The sequence below is a fragment of the Pseudoalteromonas sp. MQS005 genome (assembly GCF_001661605.1).
Classification (GTDB): domain Bacteria; phylum Pseudomonadota; class Gammaproteobacteria; order Enterobacterales; family Alteromonadaceae; genus Pseudoalteromonas; species Pseudoalteromonas tetraodonis.
The window spans coordinates 71830-87482 of the sequence record NZ_LYRQ01000002.1 but is presented as its reverse complement, the minus strand read 5'-3'; the positions used below and the strand labels follow the sequence as shown (position 1 = coordinate 87482).

Annotated in this window: 16 protein-coding genes; 6 read left to right on the top strand and 10 right to left on the bottom strand. The window is 39.9% G+C overall.

The features are described 5' to 3' along the window. Positions 1-150: 150 nt before the first annotated feature. Positions 151-792, top strand: a complete 642-nt coding sequence (locus tag A9479_RS01475; protein ID WP_231893536.1) for a hypothetical protein — start codon at positions 151-153, stop codon at positions 790-792. Between the two features lie 113 nt (positions 793-905). Here the strand turns inward: A9479_RS01475 and metG are convergent, their stop codons facing one another. Next, positions 906-2930: a methionine--tRNA ligase gene (gene metG, locus A9479_RS01470; RefSeq protein ID WP_013465054.1), complete on the bottom strand. Its 2025-nt coding sequence runs from the start codon at positions 2928-2930 to the stop codon at positions 906-908. 177 nt (positions 2931-3107) lie between these two features. Between metG and apbC the strand changes: the two genes are divergently transcribed. Together apbC and dcd are read left to right on the top strand one after the other, a co-directional pair. After that, a complete protein-coding gene (apbC, locus tag A9479_RS01465; protein ID WP_064662508.1) occupies positions 3108-4184 on the top strand; it encodes an iron-sulfur cluster carrier protein ApbC in 1077 nt (358 codons plus the stop codon). A gap of 2 nt (positions 4185-4186) precedes the next feature. Continuing rightward, complete coding sequence (gene dcd, locus A9479_RS01460; RefSeq protein ID WP_013465052.1) at positions 4187-4771, top strand: dCTP deaminase; 585 nt, start codon at positions 4187-4189, stop codon at positions 4769-4771. Between the two features lie 17 nt (positions 4772-4788). Here the strand turns inward: dcd and A9479_RS01455 are convergent, their stop codons facing one another. After that, positions 4789-5574, bottom strand: a complete 786-nt coding sequence (locus A9479_RS01455; RefSeq protein ID WP_013465051.1) for a CLCA_X family protein — start codon at positions 5572-5574, stop codon at positions 4789-4791. 25 nt (positions 5575-5599) lie between these two features. Beyond that, positions 5600-6193, bottom strand: coding sequence for a tRNA-uridine aminocarboxypropyltransferase (locus A9479_RS01450; protein WP_064662568.1), 594 nt, complete (start codon positions 6191-6193; stop codon positions 5600-5602). A 132-nt stretch (positions 6194-6325) separates the two neighbouring features. Between A9479_RS01450 and A9479_RS01445 the strand changes: the two genes are divergently transcribed. Together A9479_RS01445 and A9479_RS01440 are read left to right on the top strand one after the other, a co-directional pair. Next, positions 6326-6670, top strand: coding sequence for an Hpt domain-containing protein (locus A9479_RS01445; RefSeq protein ID WP_013465049.1), 345 nt, complete (start codon positions 6326-6328; stop codon positions 6668-6670). Positions 6671-6798: 128 nt separating this feature from the next. Next, entirely contained in the window at positions 6799-8016 is a 1218-nt protein-coding gene (locus tag A9479_RS01440) for a pyridoxal phosphate-dependent aminotransferase (RefSeq protein WP_016900382.1), read from the top strand. 33 nt (positions 8017-8049) lie between these two features. Here the strand turns inward: A9479_RS01440 and A9479_RS01435 are convergent, their stop codons facing one another. The 5 genes from A9479_RS01435 to mnmA form a co-directional block, all read right to left on the bottom strand. Next, entirely contained in the window at positions 8050-8508 is a 459-nt protein-coding gene (locus tag A9479_RS01435) for a GNAT family N-acetyltransferase (RefSeq protein ID WP_013465047.1), read from the bottom strand. A 9-nt stretch (positions 8509-8517) separates the two neighbouring features. After that, entirely contained in the window at positions 8518-9660 is a 1143-nt protein-coding gene (locus tag A9479_RS01430; RefSeq protein WP_064662507.1) for a cupin domain-containing protein, read from the bottom strand. Between the two features lie 80 nt (positions 9661-9740). After that, entirely contained in the window at positions 9741-11111 is a 1371-nt protein-coding gene (gene purB, locus A9479_RS01425; protein WP_013465045.1) for an adenylosuccinate lyase, read from the bottom strand. Positions 11112-11142: 31 nt separating this feature from the next. Next, positions 11143-11745 (bottom strand): high frequency lysogenization protein HflD, encoded by a 603-nt coding sequence (gene hflD / locus A9479_RS01420; RefSeq protein WP_008113587.1) that lies wholly within the window; start codon positions 11743-11745, stop codon positions 11143-11145. Continuing rightward, positions 11745-12845: a tRNA 2-thiouridine(34) synthase MnmA gene (gene mnmA / locus A9479_RS01415; RefSeq protein WP_008113585.1), complete on the bottom strand. Its 1101-nt coding sequence runs from the start codon at positions 12843-12845 to the stop codon at positions 11745-11747. The genes hflD and mnmA overlap by 1 nt, the downstream gene beginning before the upstream one ends. Positions 12846-13311: 466 nt before the next feature. Here mnmA and A9479_RS01410 point away from each other — a divergent pair, with 466 nt between their 5' ends. Continuing rightward, positions 13312-14586 carry a diguanylate cyclase gene (locus tag A9479_RS01410; RefSeq protein WP_013465043.1) on the top strand — a complete coding sequence of 425 codons (1275 nt, stop codon included), beginning with the start codon at positions 13312-13314 and terminating at the stop codon, positions 14584-14586. 57 nt (positions 14587-14643) lie between these two features. On the opposite strand, the gene A9479_RS01405 is transcribed toward A9479_RS01410, so the two are convergent. Together A9479_RS01405 and A9479_RS01400 are read right to left on the bottom strand one after the other, a co-directional pair. Further along, positions 14644-15321 (bottom strand): rRNA large subunit pseudouridine synthase E, encoded by a 678-nt coding sequence (locus tag A9479_RS01405; RefSeq protein WP_024603061.1) that lies wholly within the window; start codon positions 15319-15321, stop codon positions 14644-14646. After that, the gene (locus A9479_RS01400; protein WP_008112024.1) at positions 15321-15650 is read right to left on the bottom strand and encodes a TusE/DsrC/DsvC family sulfur relay protein; all 330 of its coding nucleotides are present in this window, start codon (positions 15648-15650) and stop codon (positions 15321-15323) included. Before A9479_RS01400 ends, A9479_RS01405 begins: the two co-directional genes overlap by 1 nt. Positions 15651-15653: the final 3 nt, after the last annotated feature.

Below are 15653 nucleotides of genomic sequence, written 5' to 3'. Positions count from 1 at the left end.
AAAAAACATCCGCATCAAATTATTACTTTTATAGCTTGGCTGTGCGCTTTAGCTGTGATGTTAATAGGGCTACTTGCGCCTGAAAATAAACGTGTTTTAATGCTATTGACACTGAGTTCGCTCTGCTTACTTGTGTTTAATAGTGTAACGATGTCAGCTTGGGTATTTAAACGTTTTAAAGACCAACAATTACGCTTTATTGCTCTTTTAGGCAGTGGCGCTTTTATGTTGTGTATCGCGGGTGATGTGGTTAATTTTAATTTACCCCAACACTATTATCGCTATAGTACCTTGATAAAACATGATTACTTAGTGGATTCAATCTTATTTTTTGCACCTGGTTACAGCCTTTTATTTATAGCCTGTGTGTTAGCTTTTAATATAAAACGTCGGGTGTCGCTTATAAAAAGTGCACTTTTTTTTGTTGTTGTGTTGGTGCTAAGTAGTGCGTCGCTCTCTTCTATGTATCTTGAGGGGGTAGGAGATACTATTTTAGCTATGACTGGGGTCTATAGTTTAGTGATAACGGCTGTTGGGCTTATGGGTCTGGTATTAGTTGTTGCCTATGGTGGGATTAACGCACCCAAACCAATAGTGTGGGTGAGCTTAGGACTTTTCCTTGCTGCATTGGCTGATGCCATTATTGGTGCTTTTTGGATTTATGGTAATCAGGGGCAAGGCTTTTACCCTCAAGTGCGCTATATAAACTGGTTTGTGTATATTAGCTCGCAAAGCTTGGTGATTCACTTAGCAAAAGTTGTTGCAGTAATACCAAATCGCAATAATGCTTAATTATTTTTCAGGGAGCAAACCAGAGAATAGCGGCGTTAAAAATTCTTATTAGAATAGCTAAATAACAGATGAAAAAAAAGCCGCTAAATATTAGCGGCTTTAAGCGATAATAATTACATTACGCGCATACCCGGCTCAGAGCCGTCGTCTGGGTTAAGAATGTAAATTTCTTTACCACCAGGGCCTGCCGCAAGTACCATGCCTTCAGACATTCCAAAACGCATTTTACGTGGTTTGAGGTTAGCAACCATTACCGTTAATTTACCTTCAATGTCTTCTGGTGCGTAAGCCGATTTAATTCCAGCAAACACTTGGCGAGTTTCACCGCCTAAATCAAGGGTTAATTTAAGCAGCTTGTCAGCGCCTTCTACGTGCTCTGCTTTGGCAATTTTAGCAACACGCAGGTCTACCTTTGCAAAGTCATCAAACTCAATCTCTTCGCTAATAGGCTCTTTCGCAAGCGGGCTATTAGGATCGATTTTGTCTTTTTCAGCAACTAAACTTTCTTTTGATTCTTCAACCATTTTATTCACTTTATCCATTTCTACACGTTGCATTAACGGCTTAAATTTATTGATAGGGTGGTTTACTAACGCTGTTTGCGCACCCTGCCAAGATAATTCATCATTTAAAAAGGCTTCAACATTACTTGCCATGCCAGGTAGCACTGGTTTTAAGTAAGTGATCAACACGCGAAATAAGTTAAGTCCTAGTGAACAAACCTGATGCGCTTCTTCTTGCTTTGACTCATCTTTAATAAGCACCCAAGGCGCGGCATTATCAATGAACTGGTTTGCTTTATCAGCAAGTGCCATTATTTCACGAATTGCACGGCTGTATTCACGGTTCTCGTAATATTCGGTGATTGTCGCTGATGCGTTCTGGAATTCTGCAAGCAATTGAGGTTGCATAACTGTATTGCTCAGCTTACCGTCGAACTTTTTAGTAATAAAACCAGCACAACGACTGGCAATATTCACTACTTTACCCACTAAGTCTGAGTTTACACGTTGTGCAAAATCTTCAAGGTTTAAATCTAAATCGGTAATGCCACTATTAAGTTTAGCTGCGTAGTAGTAACGTAAAAATTCTGGGTCTAGGTTATCTAAATAAGTACGCGCTTTAATAAACGTGCCTTTTGATTTAGACATTTTTGCGCCATTGACCGTAACAAAACCATGGGCGAATACATTAGTTGGCTTTCTAAATTGAGCGCCTTCTAACATAGCAGGCCAAAATAGGCTGTGGAAATAGATGATGTCTTTACCAATAAAGTGATAAAGCTCAGCGTCTGAACCTTCTTGCCAAAATGCATCAAAGTCGATGCCCTGTTTATCACATAAGTTTTTAAAGCTCGCCATATAACCAATAGGCGCATCTAGCCATACGTAAAAGTATTTACCCGGTGCGTTTGGAATTTCAAAACCAAAATAAGGTGCATCACGGCTAATGTCCCATTGTTGGAGACCATCGGCAAACCACTCATCTAACTTGTTGGCCATTTCTTGTTGAATTGTGCCTGAGTGTAGCCACTCTTTAAGCATGTCTTCAAAGGCGGGTAAGTCAAAAAAGTAATGCTCAGAATCTTTTAAGATAGGCTCAGCACCCGACATAACAGAGCGTGGGTTGATTAGCTCGGTTGGGCTGTAGGTTGCGCCACAGGCATCACAGCTATCCCCGTTCTGATCTTCTGATTTACATGTAGGACACGTGCCAGTAACAAAGCGATCTGGCAGAAAAATGCCTTTTTCTGGATCGAATAACTGTGAAATAGTGTGCTTTTTGATATGACCGGCATCGTTAAGACGGTTATAAATAAGCTCACTAAATTCTTTATTCTCTTGGCTATGGGTACTGTGGTAATTATCAAATTTGATATTAAAATCAGCAAAGTCGCGTTGGCGCTCAATGCTAACGTTTTTTACCATTTCCTCAGGCGTGATCCCTTGCTTTTGCGCATTAAGCATAATAGGTGTGCCATGAGCATCATCGGCGCACACATAGTATGCTTCGTGGCCTTGTAGTTTTTGAAAACGCGACCAAATATCAGTTTGAATATACTCTAATAAATGCCCTAAATGGGTAGGGCCATTGGCATAAGGTAATGCGCTAGTAATCAGGATCTTTCGCTGTGCCATAATCATTCCGAATTAAGCGTTCCTAGTCAGGAACAGATGAAAATTATTACATTATCGATAAGCAAAGTGATAACAGAGCACACTGCTTATCGATATTTACTAATTGACTGGTGTTAATGCCCTGAATGTTACATAATTCCGTGGCACTTTTCATCAAAGAAACGCTATTTTATTGCTATGTTTGGACTGTCGAAACTATTCTCTGCAAAATCGGTGCAAAAACAACCGATTATTTCTGCTCTAGCGGCCTATCGCAGTGCCGCTTTCGCTGTGGGTATTGAGCAAGATTTCATTGCTGATATCACTCAAAACACCGATAAATCAATTACGGTTAAACTCATTCTCCCTTTTGCGGCGCAATCTGAAATGCCGCACGTGGCTCAATTTTTGACTGAGCGTTTAAAGGTTGATGTAAACGTAACGGCTAATGTTCACCTCAAAGAAGCTGCGAAGTTTAAAGCCATTAAACATATTGTTTTAGTCGCCTCAGGCAAAGGCGGGGTAGGCAAATCTACTACGGCCGTTAATCTGGCAGGCTCGCTTAAAAATGAAGGCGCAAAAGTAGGCATATTGGATGCCGACATTTATGGTCCGTCAATTCCTATGTTGTTAGGATTAGTTGGCAGTGAGCCGGTTACAAAAGACAATAAACAATTACAACCGTTTGATGCCAATGGTATTAAAGCGCAATCTATCGGTTTTTTAGTCCCCTGCGATGATGCCACCGTATGGCGCGGCCCAATGGCCTCAGGCGCGCTTAGTCAGCTTTTAAATGAAACCGATTGGGGTGAACTTGATTATTTAATTGTAGATATGCCGCCAGGTACCGGTGATATTCAATTAACCATGAGCCAAAAAGTGCCAGCCAGTGGCACCGTGATTGTCACGACGCCACAAGACTTAGCGCTTGCTGATGCGCAAAAGGGTATTGCTATGTTTAATAAAGTAAATGTGCCAGTGCTCGGTTTAATTGAAAATATGAGCCATTACATTTGTGGGCATTGCGGCGAAGCCAACCATGTATTTGGTAAAGACGGTGCACAAAAATTAGCCCTTAAGCATGGTGTGCCTGTGCTTTCGCATATTCCGCTTGCGATTGATATCAGAGAATCCTCTGAGCAAGGTAAGTTGATTGCCGATGATACAGATGCGGTTATTAGCAAAACTTACAGCGCGGCCGCACGATTGATTGCCAGCACGCTTTACTATCAACAACATCACAACGCGATTGACGTTGTGATTACGGAAGATTAAAAATGAGACTTTCAGATACACATATTAAAGAATACTTAAACGATGGGCGCATTGTTATCGAGCCCGCGCCAACGAGTGAAATGATTTCAGGGGTTACCGCTGATCTTCGCTTAGGTAATAAGTTTAGAACATTTCATGCCCATAATGCCGCTTATGTTGATTTAAGTGGTCCAAAAGATCAGCTTAATAAAGCGTTAGAATCAATCATGAGCGACGAAATTGTATTAGCGGAAGGCGAAGCGTTTTTTCTACATCCTGGCGAGCTTGCGTTGGCAATAACCTATGAAAAAGTAACCCTACCGGCAGACATTGTTGGTTGGTTAGACGGGCGTTCATCGCTGGCACGTTTGGGTTTAATGGTGCATGTTACAGCACACAGAATCGATCCTGGTTGGAGTGGTAATATTGTTTTAGAGTTTTATAACTCGGGTAAGCTGCCGCTTGCGCTCAGACCTATGATGAAAATTGGCGCAATGAGTTTTGAAACACTTACCGGTCCGTGTGAAAGCCCTTATAACACCCGCATTGATGCAAAATATAAAGATCAGAATAGTGCGGTAGCAAGTCGTATCAGTGACGATAAGTAACTAAGCTAAACAATAGCTTATTTTTCTAGTTGATGAAGCGCATAACCTAATAGTTGAAAATAATGGTTAAGCGCTTCATTGGCGTGTAACGTGTGATTTAGCTCAGGATAAATTAAGTTATTATTACTCAAACCGCCGACTAAAAAACTGTTTTTGATTGTTTGATGTTCATTGATACAGGCTTCAAAACACCGAGCAGCAAGCTCCTCTGGCATACTCATATACTGCTGATTATGCGCTTTATCAAACGCAATGCATTTATTTACAAATTCATTGGCATGTTCACCGCTTTGCTCTAAAAACACCTGTTTATAAAATTGATTAAGTGCATCATTAAGTGGATGGCTTAAGTCGGGAGAGTGTGATAACCATAACTTAGAAGCGAAACCAAAGCGGGTTTTTGATTTAAACAAATGCTCACTAATATGATGATCAAAAGCATGAAACCATTCATGGGCTAAAGCGCCACCGCCTGCATTTTTAGCCAGTGCTAAGGTTTGGTCATACGCATTATAATGTGCTTGCACGCCTTTTTGTCCACCGTGACCAAAAGCGAAATTAAGTTTGCCACGCAGGCCAATGGCTGTGGGTGGTAAATGCAAAATCTGCGCTAAATCAGCCAGCGCATCATAAATTAAGTTGGCACTAATAAAGCGCTCTTCTTTAGTAACCCATTTACCAACCACCATAGAACGAAAACCAAAAGTGGTTCTTATATCATTAAAATCGACTTGATCGTCAAAACGATAGTCGGGGCCTTGGCGAGAAAATCCGCGTTTTAATCGAGATGTGGTATTACGCATCGGTTATTTTATTTCAGCTCATACATTACAAGTAACGTGCTTTTACGTGAGCGGGCATGTGTTGGGTTTGTTTTTTTATTAATTCCTCTAATAAACCATACAAGGGCGCAGGGTTTAGTGCTTCTATGAGCCATAAACTATGTGCTACTGCTTCTAGTGTCGATAAACTATCTGCTCTAGGGGCTTTACGAATAGCATAACGGTTGGTGGGAATATGGCTAAAGCTTACCGTTTTAAACTGTTGTAATAACGGGGTTAATTGCAAAATTTTAAAGGCTTTATTCCATGTACCATCAATCACAATTAAATGCGTAATCTCTTGAAGGTTTTCTTTACTATTCGGTCGGTCTAATTTTACGGCGCTCTCGCTTGGGTAGAGTAATACGCTCGATTCAATAGGCAGGTTTTGTAAGCAGGCGAAGTCTTGATTATTTTCGCCTCTAATAATTTTACAGTGGGTTAAACCTAAAGCTAATAGCTGCGCCGTATTTTTGCTAACTTTTGCTTCATTGGGGTGCTGCAAAATAATAACCTGAGTTTGGTTAGTAACACGGGTAATTGCGCTGCAAATACAAGTGCTTAGCGAAAAGTTACACTGTTTACAAAGAGGACGTGCCATTGAATACACTATTTCGTTGGTACATTTGCCGTAATTATACATTTTTGCACTAATAAAGTTGGTTTTTTTTGTGCTTAGATATAGAGTAAGAGATAAGAAGAAAATCGATGGACCGTATTGAAGGGCATGAATATGACAGAGATCAATATTGACGAATCCGCTTTAGAAAGTATGGAATCGCTATTAGGTGAACAATTTCCAGATACGCTGGAATTTTGTTGTGCGGAATTTGAGCGATTGGGGAACGAAGCAATTGCTGCGCTTGGGCAAGATAAAGAGGCTGCTATTCGCCACTCTCATAGCCTTAAATCAAACGCCGCTCAATTTGGTGCGGCAAGTTTAGCCGAAGTTGCTCGTTTAATTGAATATAATTTAAATAACGGGAATGACGAGCAGGCTGTTAATGCAGCCGATGGATTAATGGCGCAAGTTACTGGTTCACAAGCAAAACTAAATGCATGGTTAGCTGGGCGCTAAACGCGTTTCAATAGTAATAAAAAAGAGTGTTAACGTGAATTTTTTTCAGTTTTAAGCGCTTAATTTTCCTAGTAATTCACGGCTTTACTGCGTTAGTCTAATGGCTAACTTGCTCTTTAGAGGTAACAATGTCAGAAATAAAAAAGAGTCATAAATTAGACGGCGTCTGTTATGACATCCGAGGTCCCGTTTTAGTGCAAGCTAAAAAAATGGAGGATGAGGGCCAAAAGGTATTAAAGCTTAATATAGGCAACCCCGCCGCATTTGGCTTTGATATGCCAGAAGATATGCATCGCGATATCATTCGTAATTTATATTCAGCTCAAGGATACTGTGACTCTAAAGGTCTTTATTCTGCGCGTGTTGCTATTTATCAGCACTACCAACAGCGTGGCTTACACAATTTAGACGTTGATAATATTTACATTGGCAACGGTGTGAGTGAGCTTATCCAAATGGTTACTCAAGCACTGTTGAATAATGATGATGAAGTGTTAATTCCCGCTCCAGATTATCCGCTTTGGACAGCCTCGGTAAAATTAGCAGGTGGTAATCCGGTTCATTACTTGTGTGATGAAGAGCAAGATTGGTTTCCTGACATTGATGATATTAAGAGTAAAATCACCTCTAAAACCAAAGCATTAGTGCTGATTAATCCCAACAACCCAACTGGGGCTGTGTACAGTGACGCTTTACTTGAAGAGTTGATCAATATTGCTCGAGAGCACAAGCTTTTGCTGTTAAGCGATGAAATATACGAGAAAATTCTATACGACGGCGTTACCCATACTTCTATTGGTTCATTATGCGATGATCTCCCTATCATCACCTTTAATGGCTTAGCTAAAACATACCGTGCTGCTGGGCTGAGAATGGGCTGGATGGTACTAAGTGGCCGCACCGCATTAATGACAGATTTAATTAAAGGCTTAGATATTCTTGCCTCAATGCGTCTTTGTGCCAATGTGCCCGCACAATATGCAATTCAGCAAGCGTTGGGTGGCGTTCAGTCAATTGATAGCTTAATTGACCCCGGTGGGCGTTTATATGTGCAACGAGATATTGCTTGGCGCGGCTTAAATGCGATTGATGGAATTAGTTGTAAAAAGCCTAAAGGGGCGCTTTATGCTTTCCCTAAAGTGGATACCGCTAAATTCAACATTAAAAGCGATGAACAAATGATGTTTGATTTGTTAAAAGCAGAAAAAATATTGTTAGTACATGGGCGCGCCTTTAACTGGCCAGAGCCTGATCATTTTAGATTGGTGTTTTTACCTAATAAAGATGATTTATCGAGTGCAATGATGAAAATGCAGCGTTTTTTCAAAGATTATCGACAAGAATAAAGAAAAAAACGAGCCAAGTGGCTCGTTTTTTCGTTAATGCACTAAAGTAAATGGTCGTGTTTCAAAGCATGCAATAGGGCACTGCATACGTTGCCTTGGGATACCTGCTTCCATAAAGACGTGGCCTTGCACAGTAAACCCATTATTTTTGAATCGTTCTACTTCGTTTAAAATACAATTAATACTGATTGCTTCAATACCTTGCTCCGCTGCTAATTTAACAATGAAATTAAGCAGTGACTTATAAACATTGCGGTTGCGATGCTGCGGCAATACGGCGATTCTTCCAATTAAACCATCATTACATAATCGACCTGTGGCAACAGGTGAGTGCATATTATCGGTGACCAGAATATGTTGAGCGAGTGCATCTAAGTTATCAAACTCAATACGTTTAGGAATATGTAACTCATATACAAACACTCGCTCCCTTATATGTTGCAGTTGACTTTTTTCACTTTGCCAATCAACTTTGTCAACGGTATAAACCATGACCTCCTCCTAGCTAAACCAAATACCCTCATTAACCAGTGTAGTAAAAGTTTCGATAAAATCTAGGCTAGGTGTGGTTGCATTAAGCACGCTGCTATCAAATTCAATAAAATCAGTAAGCTGTTTTACCGCTTCTAAATCAGATAAGGGTAAAGCGAAGTTTTCGCCATTGATACTTAGAAGTAACTCTGTATCCATACATTGATAAATAGCACGTGTGCCCCCTAAACGCTCAAATGTTACTTGGTTCTCAAGCAGTTGTTGTATTTGTTCGACACTAAATGGGTCTTCTTCAGGGGCTAAGTCCATATCATGCTTAGGTTGGCTAAGGGTATTACCTAACCAGTGTTTAAATAAACTCTCGTCTTCTAGCAATGCTTGCATTAACGTTTTTACTTTATCGACTTCGCTTTGGGTTAGCTCACCTTTAGAATCACGCAGGGCGAGGGTATGGTCGCTATACCTTTTTTGGCCGCTTTCTGTGTCGATAATATGATCAGCAAAACTTGAAAGTAAATCTTGTTGATTAGGTGCTCTAAAACCGACTGAATAGTTAAGTGCATTCTCAACCGCATAGCCTTCATGAGGACAACCTGGTGGTATATACAAAATATCACCGGGCTCCAAAATACAATCAATTACTGCACTGAAAGCTTCAACTTGCAGTAATGTTTTATTTTGAGCAAACTGTTTTAGTGTTGGGTCGGGTAATCCTACCCGCCAATGGCGCTTACCTTCACCTTGAATAATAAATACATCGTATTGGTCTAGGTGTGGGCCAACACCGCCACCTGGGGTTGAGTAGCTGATCATCAAATCATCTATTCGCCAATTAGGTATAAAGCGAAAAGGTTCAAGTAACTGAGCAGCTTCTGGGTGCCAATGATCCACTGCTTGCACGAGTAGTGTCGAGTGCTGATCAGTGAGTATTTCAAAATCGTCAAATGGTCCCTGATGCGATTGCCATTGTTGATTGTTGTTAGTAATAATGCGCGATTCTATGCTGTCTTCCATAGCAAGGCCTGCGAGTTCATTCGCATCAAGTGGGTCTTGAAAATCTTTAAAACCAGCTTTGATCAACAGTGGTTTTTTTTGCCAATATTGACTTAAAAACGCTTGCTCTGATAATTCATTTATTTTTAATTGATACATAGAATGCCTATAACGTTAAGACCTAAATGAAAAAAGCGAAAGGCAGGTACCTTTCGCTTTTTATTAGTAGATTTGAGTGATTAAACTAAATCATCAATAAACTCAACAGCGCGACCAATGTAGTTAGCCGGCGTTAGTTTTTTCATTTCAATTTTTGCAGCTTCTGGTAGGTCTAAACCATCGATGAAATCAGCCATAATTTCTTGATTTACACGTTTACCACGGGTTAAATCTTTTAGCTTTTCATATGGTTTTTCAATACCGTATTTACGCATAACGGTTTGAATTGGCTCAGCGAGCAGCTCCCAGTTTTGGTCAAGCTCATCTGCCAAACGTTGCTCGTTTACTTCAAGTTTGCTTACACCTTTAAGGGTTGATTGGTATGCAATTACCGCATAACCCATACCTACACCTAAGTTACGTAATACGGTTGAGTCAGTTAAATCACGTTGCCAGCGAGACACAGGTAGTTTTTGTGCTAAATGACCAAAGATAGCATTGGCTAAGCCTAAATTACCTTCTGAGTTTTCAAAATCAATCGGGTTCACTTTGTGTGGCATAGTTGATGAGCCAATTTCACCGGCAATGGTTTTTTGCTTAAAGTGATTAAGTGCAATGTAGCCCCACATGTCGCGGTCAAAATCGAGCAAAATGGTATTAAAGCGTGCAATTGCATCAAAAAGCTCTGCTATGTAATCATGAGGTTCAATTTGCGTGGTAAACGGGTTGAGTGTTAAACCTAGGCTAGTTACAAACTTATCGGCGTGGGTATGCCAATCGTAGTCAGGGTACGCACTTAGATGTGCATTGTAGTTACCCACAGCACCGTTTACTTTACCTAGCATTTCTACTTGTGCAATTTGGTCACGTTGACGCTTTAAACGCATGTAAACATTTGCAAACTCTTTACCCATAGTCGAAGGCGTTGCAGGCTGTCCATGTGTACGAGTCATCATTGGAATGGCTTTGTACTCAATTGCTTTTTCTTTAATGGCGCTTAATAACTCATCACAATAAGGTAAAACGACGTGGTTACGCGCTTCAGTTAACATTAAACCATGAGATAGATTATTAATATCTTCAGAAGTACAGGCAAAGTGAATAAATTCGTTAATTGCGTGTAGCTCAGCATTATCAGCTACTTTTTCTTTTAGTAAATACTCTACGGCTTTAACATCATGGTTTGTTGTGCGTTCGATGTCCTTAACTCGCTGAGCATCAGCTTCACAGAAGTTATCTACAATTGCATTCAACAGCGCATTTGCTTCGTCGCTAAAAGCGGGGACTTCTTTAATCTCGCTTGCTGCAGCTAACGCTTGCAACCAACGCACTTCAACGGTTACGCGGTATTTGATTAATCCAAATTCGCTAAAAATACTGCGTAGTTCAGTGGTTTTGCTGCCGTAGCGACCATCAACCGGAGAGATAGCCGTTAACGCTGAAAGCTCCATAATAACTCCTAAATTTTAGTTTGAACGATAATTAAATTTTTGTTTTAGCTATGGCGAGAATTTTTCTTTTCGCAAAAAAGAAATGACGACGTTTGCCGCCCATTTGTCGCCATAATACTGCACTGCGAATTCCGGCTAAAAGTAATGCGCGGATTTTATTTTGCGTGAGCTGCTGTTTTAATAACTCGGGTTTACCATAAACCTGAATTCGGTGCCCAAGGGGGCTTAGCACCGACGAGTATATATCTGCTAAACCGGCAACAACACTGTCATCGGTAATAGCAAAATGATCTAAACGACGATGAATATCATCAATACGTTTACCTAATTCATTGAGGCTTTTACTGTTAGCACTAAGCGCACGCTCTAACTGCATTAAACCACCTACATATTTGACTATTTCTACATCTTTTTGAGCACCGGCACTCAGTTGTGCCATTAATGTTTTATAGCCATCACGTAAGTTATGTTCACCTTGATAAACATCTTCTGGGGAAGCTGGCGAGGTTTGCACAATACTTGATAATAAAATCGATAAATCTTGTTCATCAGCGCGACCATATTGGGCAACCTTCTGAACTTGCTTAGCCACTTGACACATGGCTGCAAGCGCCATGACTTGATGTTGATTCATTATTTGATCACCGAGTCAATAATACCACCACCTAAACACACTTCATTAGCGTAAAATACGGCAGATTGTCCTGGGGTTACCGCTTTTTGTGGCTCATCAAATAATACGCGTGCCATACCATCTTCACCGACTAACAAGGTACAGCTTAGGTCTTCTTGACGGTAGCGTGTTTTTACGGTGCAACGAGTAGTACCTTGAGGACCAACACGATCTACCCAGTGTAATTGGTTGGCATTTAGGCCATTACTGTAAAGGCGAGGGTGATTTTTACCTTGGCCCACAATCAATACATTGCGTTCAACATCTTTGTCTACAACATACCAAGGTTCGCCTGAGCCTTCTTTCATACCACCAATTAACAAGCCTTTGCGCTGACCTAAGGTGTGGTACATTAAACCTTCATGTTCACCAACGTTGTTACCATCTGTGTCTTCAATAACACCAGGTTGAGCAGGTAAGAATTTTTGTAAGAAATCTTTAAATTTACGCTCACCGATAAAACAAATACCAGTACTGTCTTTTTTATCGTGGGTAATTAAATCTTGCTCTTCAGCAATACGGCGCACTTCTGGCTTGGCAATATCTCCGACAGGGAACAGCGTTTGCGCGATATGTTCATGACTCAATGTGTACAAAAAGTAGCTTTGGTCTTTATTATCATCTAGGCCACGGCACATAACATATTTATCATCTCTGAGCTCACGACGCACGTAGTGGCCCGTTGCTATAAAGTCAGCACCAAGTGCTTGAGCCGCAAATTCTAAAAAGGCTTTAAATTTAATTTCTTTGTTACACATGATGTCTGGGTTAGGTGTGCGACCAGCTTTGTACTCTGCTAAAAAGTATTCGAATACGTTGTCCCAGTATTCCGCTGCAAAGTTAACGGTATGAAGTTCAATACCTAATTTGTCACAGACAGCTTGGGCATCTTTTAAATCTTCAGCGGCAGCGCAATATTCATCATTGTCATCTTCTTCCCAGTTCTTCATAAACAAGCCTTCTACTTGATAGCCTTGTTGTTTTAATAAATATGCAGATACAGAAGAATCAACACCGCCGGACATACCAACGATGACTTTAATGTGACTATTTTCGCTCATGAATAATTTCGCTTATACAGATTACTGTTAACTTGGAAAGGCCGCGATTATAGCATGTATTTTGTAAGTGCTTAAAGAGAGGAAGGGCTATTGAATAGATTTTGTTGCTTTTTTTATGTTGGTTAGGGATGATTTACTCCTTGTTAGTCGATTTTTACTTAGTCGATTAGATTACACATTTTGCGGTGCTATTATAGCCCCTTTGTTTGAACACATTTTAATTTGCAAAGAACAACAGGTCCAAGATGTCAGGCCATTAAATTATAAACACTCATTTAAGTTATAAATGATGAGTAAATGTTGTTTATTTAAGGTGTTAGTACTGTTTATAGAATATCAAAGAATATATTTATTATTGTTCATTAACAAACCTTTACAACCAAATGATTATGCAATACCTTTAGATGAGTTTAAATTGAATAAACACTCAAATAAGTATTTATAATATAGTCAATGGAATGAATATATGAATTATGCTTCTCAAGCACAAAAGGTAAAATCTTACGTTGTTGAGTTATCAACAAAGTTACAACGCGATGATTGCTTAGTAGCAGAACAATTACCACATAACGTTAAAGAATCAGCTTACCAACTGTTTTATCAAACCATTAGGGTTCCTCGTCCTTACCGCTTTGAAGAACCCAACCCTATTTCAGCGCTATTTAGACTCATTGAACATTCTTTAGACTTTATTAATCCCTTTCAACAAGTCATTTTAAAGCAGCTAGAAAAGTGGTGGTTAGAATGGCATTTTGTTGCCACTATGAATGCTTCTCTTGAAATGAAACACGTTGAACAGCAGCGTTTTGTTAGTAGTGCAACTGAACATCCAATGCGAAAACATGAGCTGAGCCATTATGCAAAATTATTTACTATTTTGCCTTTGCCCGTGTGTAATGTTTGTATGGTAACCGGCGATATTTTAAAGCTTAATCAACGCTTTGTAGATGTATTTGGCTATACAATTGATGATATCCCTAATTTAAAACAGTGGTGGAAGGTCGCGTATCCTGAGCCTAGTTATAGAGAGTCTGCTCAAACGATGTGGGGTGAGTCTTTAGCGCAGGCAAATAAAAATAATGACGATATTCCTGCTAATGACTATCAAATTGTATGTAAAGATGGCTCAAAAGTGATAATGCAAGTGTCAGGTATTAGTGTAGAAAGTGAATTTATTGCTGTATTTAACGATGCGACGGAGCGTTTGAAAACCCAAGAGATACTCAGCGATATGGCCTTTTTAGACTCATTGACTAAAATTGCCAACAGACGCCGTTTTGACGAAAAATTACATGCTGAATTTAAAAAACTGATAAAAGTAAATACTCAACTTTCTATGATCATTATTGATATAGATAATTTCAAAAAATTTAATGATAGGTATGGTCATATTGCAGGGGATAAGTGCTTACATAGCGTAGCGCAAAAGCTAGCAGAAACAGTCAGTCGTCCTGAGGACTTTGTAGCGCGCTATGGCGGAGAAGAGTTTGTTGTTTTACTCCCACAAACAGATAATCAAGGTGCACTCTTTATTGCAGAACAAATACAAAAATCTATTGAAGATTTAGCGATAGCTCATGAAGATAGTTTTACTGGCTTTCTCTCTGTGAGTATGGGAGTTCATACGGTAAAACATGGCGAAAAAACTAACCATGTCGATTTCTTTAAAGCAACGGATAGTGCGCTGTATTATGCAAAAAGGCAGGGCAGAAATTGTATTGCCTTAGGAAGGCATGAATAACACAGTATGTTTAACCTTTGCTTTTAATACCAGATAAGCAAAGGCTAACGTAAAGTATTAACTGTTGGTTGGTGGCCCACTGATTTTATATTGACCTGTTTCAATTCCATCGAGTGTGTATTTACCAATACTATAGCGAATTAACCGTAACGTTGGGTGGCCAATGTGTGCGGTCATTCGTCGAACTTGACGGTTCTTCCCCTCGTTTATAGTGATACTCAACCAAGATGTTGGAATTGATTTACGTTCTCTCACTGGGGGAGTGCGTGGCCAAAGCGCTGGTTCATCGATTAACTTTACCTGTGCAGGTAAGGTTAATCCATCTTTGAGTTCGACCCCTTGACTGAGCGCATCAATAGATGCTTCTGTAGGCACCCCCTCAACTTGTACCCAGTACGTTTTGTTGGTTTTTTTACCAGGAGCGGTTAAGGTATTTTGTAATTTCCCGCAATTGGTCAATAATAACAAGCCTTCACTGTCTCTGTCTAAGCGACCCGCAGCATAAACATCTTTAATAGGAATAAAATTAGCCAGTGTTTGTCTATTTTGCTCGTCTGTGAATTGGCAAAGGACATCATAAGGTTTGTTAAATAAAATAACTTTTTTATCGCTTTGGGCTATCTGCGGCTTAATTGCTCTTTTTATCGGGCTTTTTTTTACAGCACTGCGCGAATATGTACGACCTGTATTGCGTTTACTTGTTGAAGATGACGTGTTTTTAGCTTTGTGTTTCATTAAATACACCGTGCAGGTTTAGGTAAGCCCGCAATTTTAGTCGCTTGTTTGGCCGGTCCCTTTGGAAAAAGTTTATACAAGTACATGCTATTACCTTTATCCTCACCGAGCGCTTTAGCCATCGCTTTGACTAACATTCTAATGGCTGGACTGGTGTTGTATTCAAGATAAAATGCGCGCACAAAGTTAACAACTTCCCAATGCTGTTCGGTTAATATAATGCTTTCATGTTGTGCAATAACATCGGCCAATTCTTTAGACCAATCAGTATGATCTAGCAGGTAACCTTGCTTATCTGTGTCTATTGTTTGATTATTAAATTCCAGCATAAA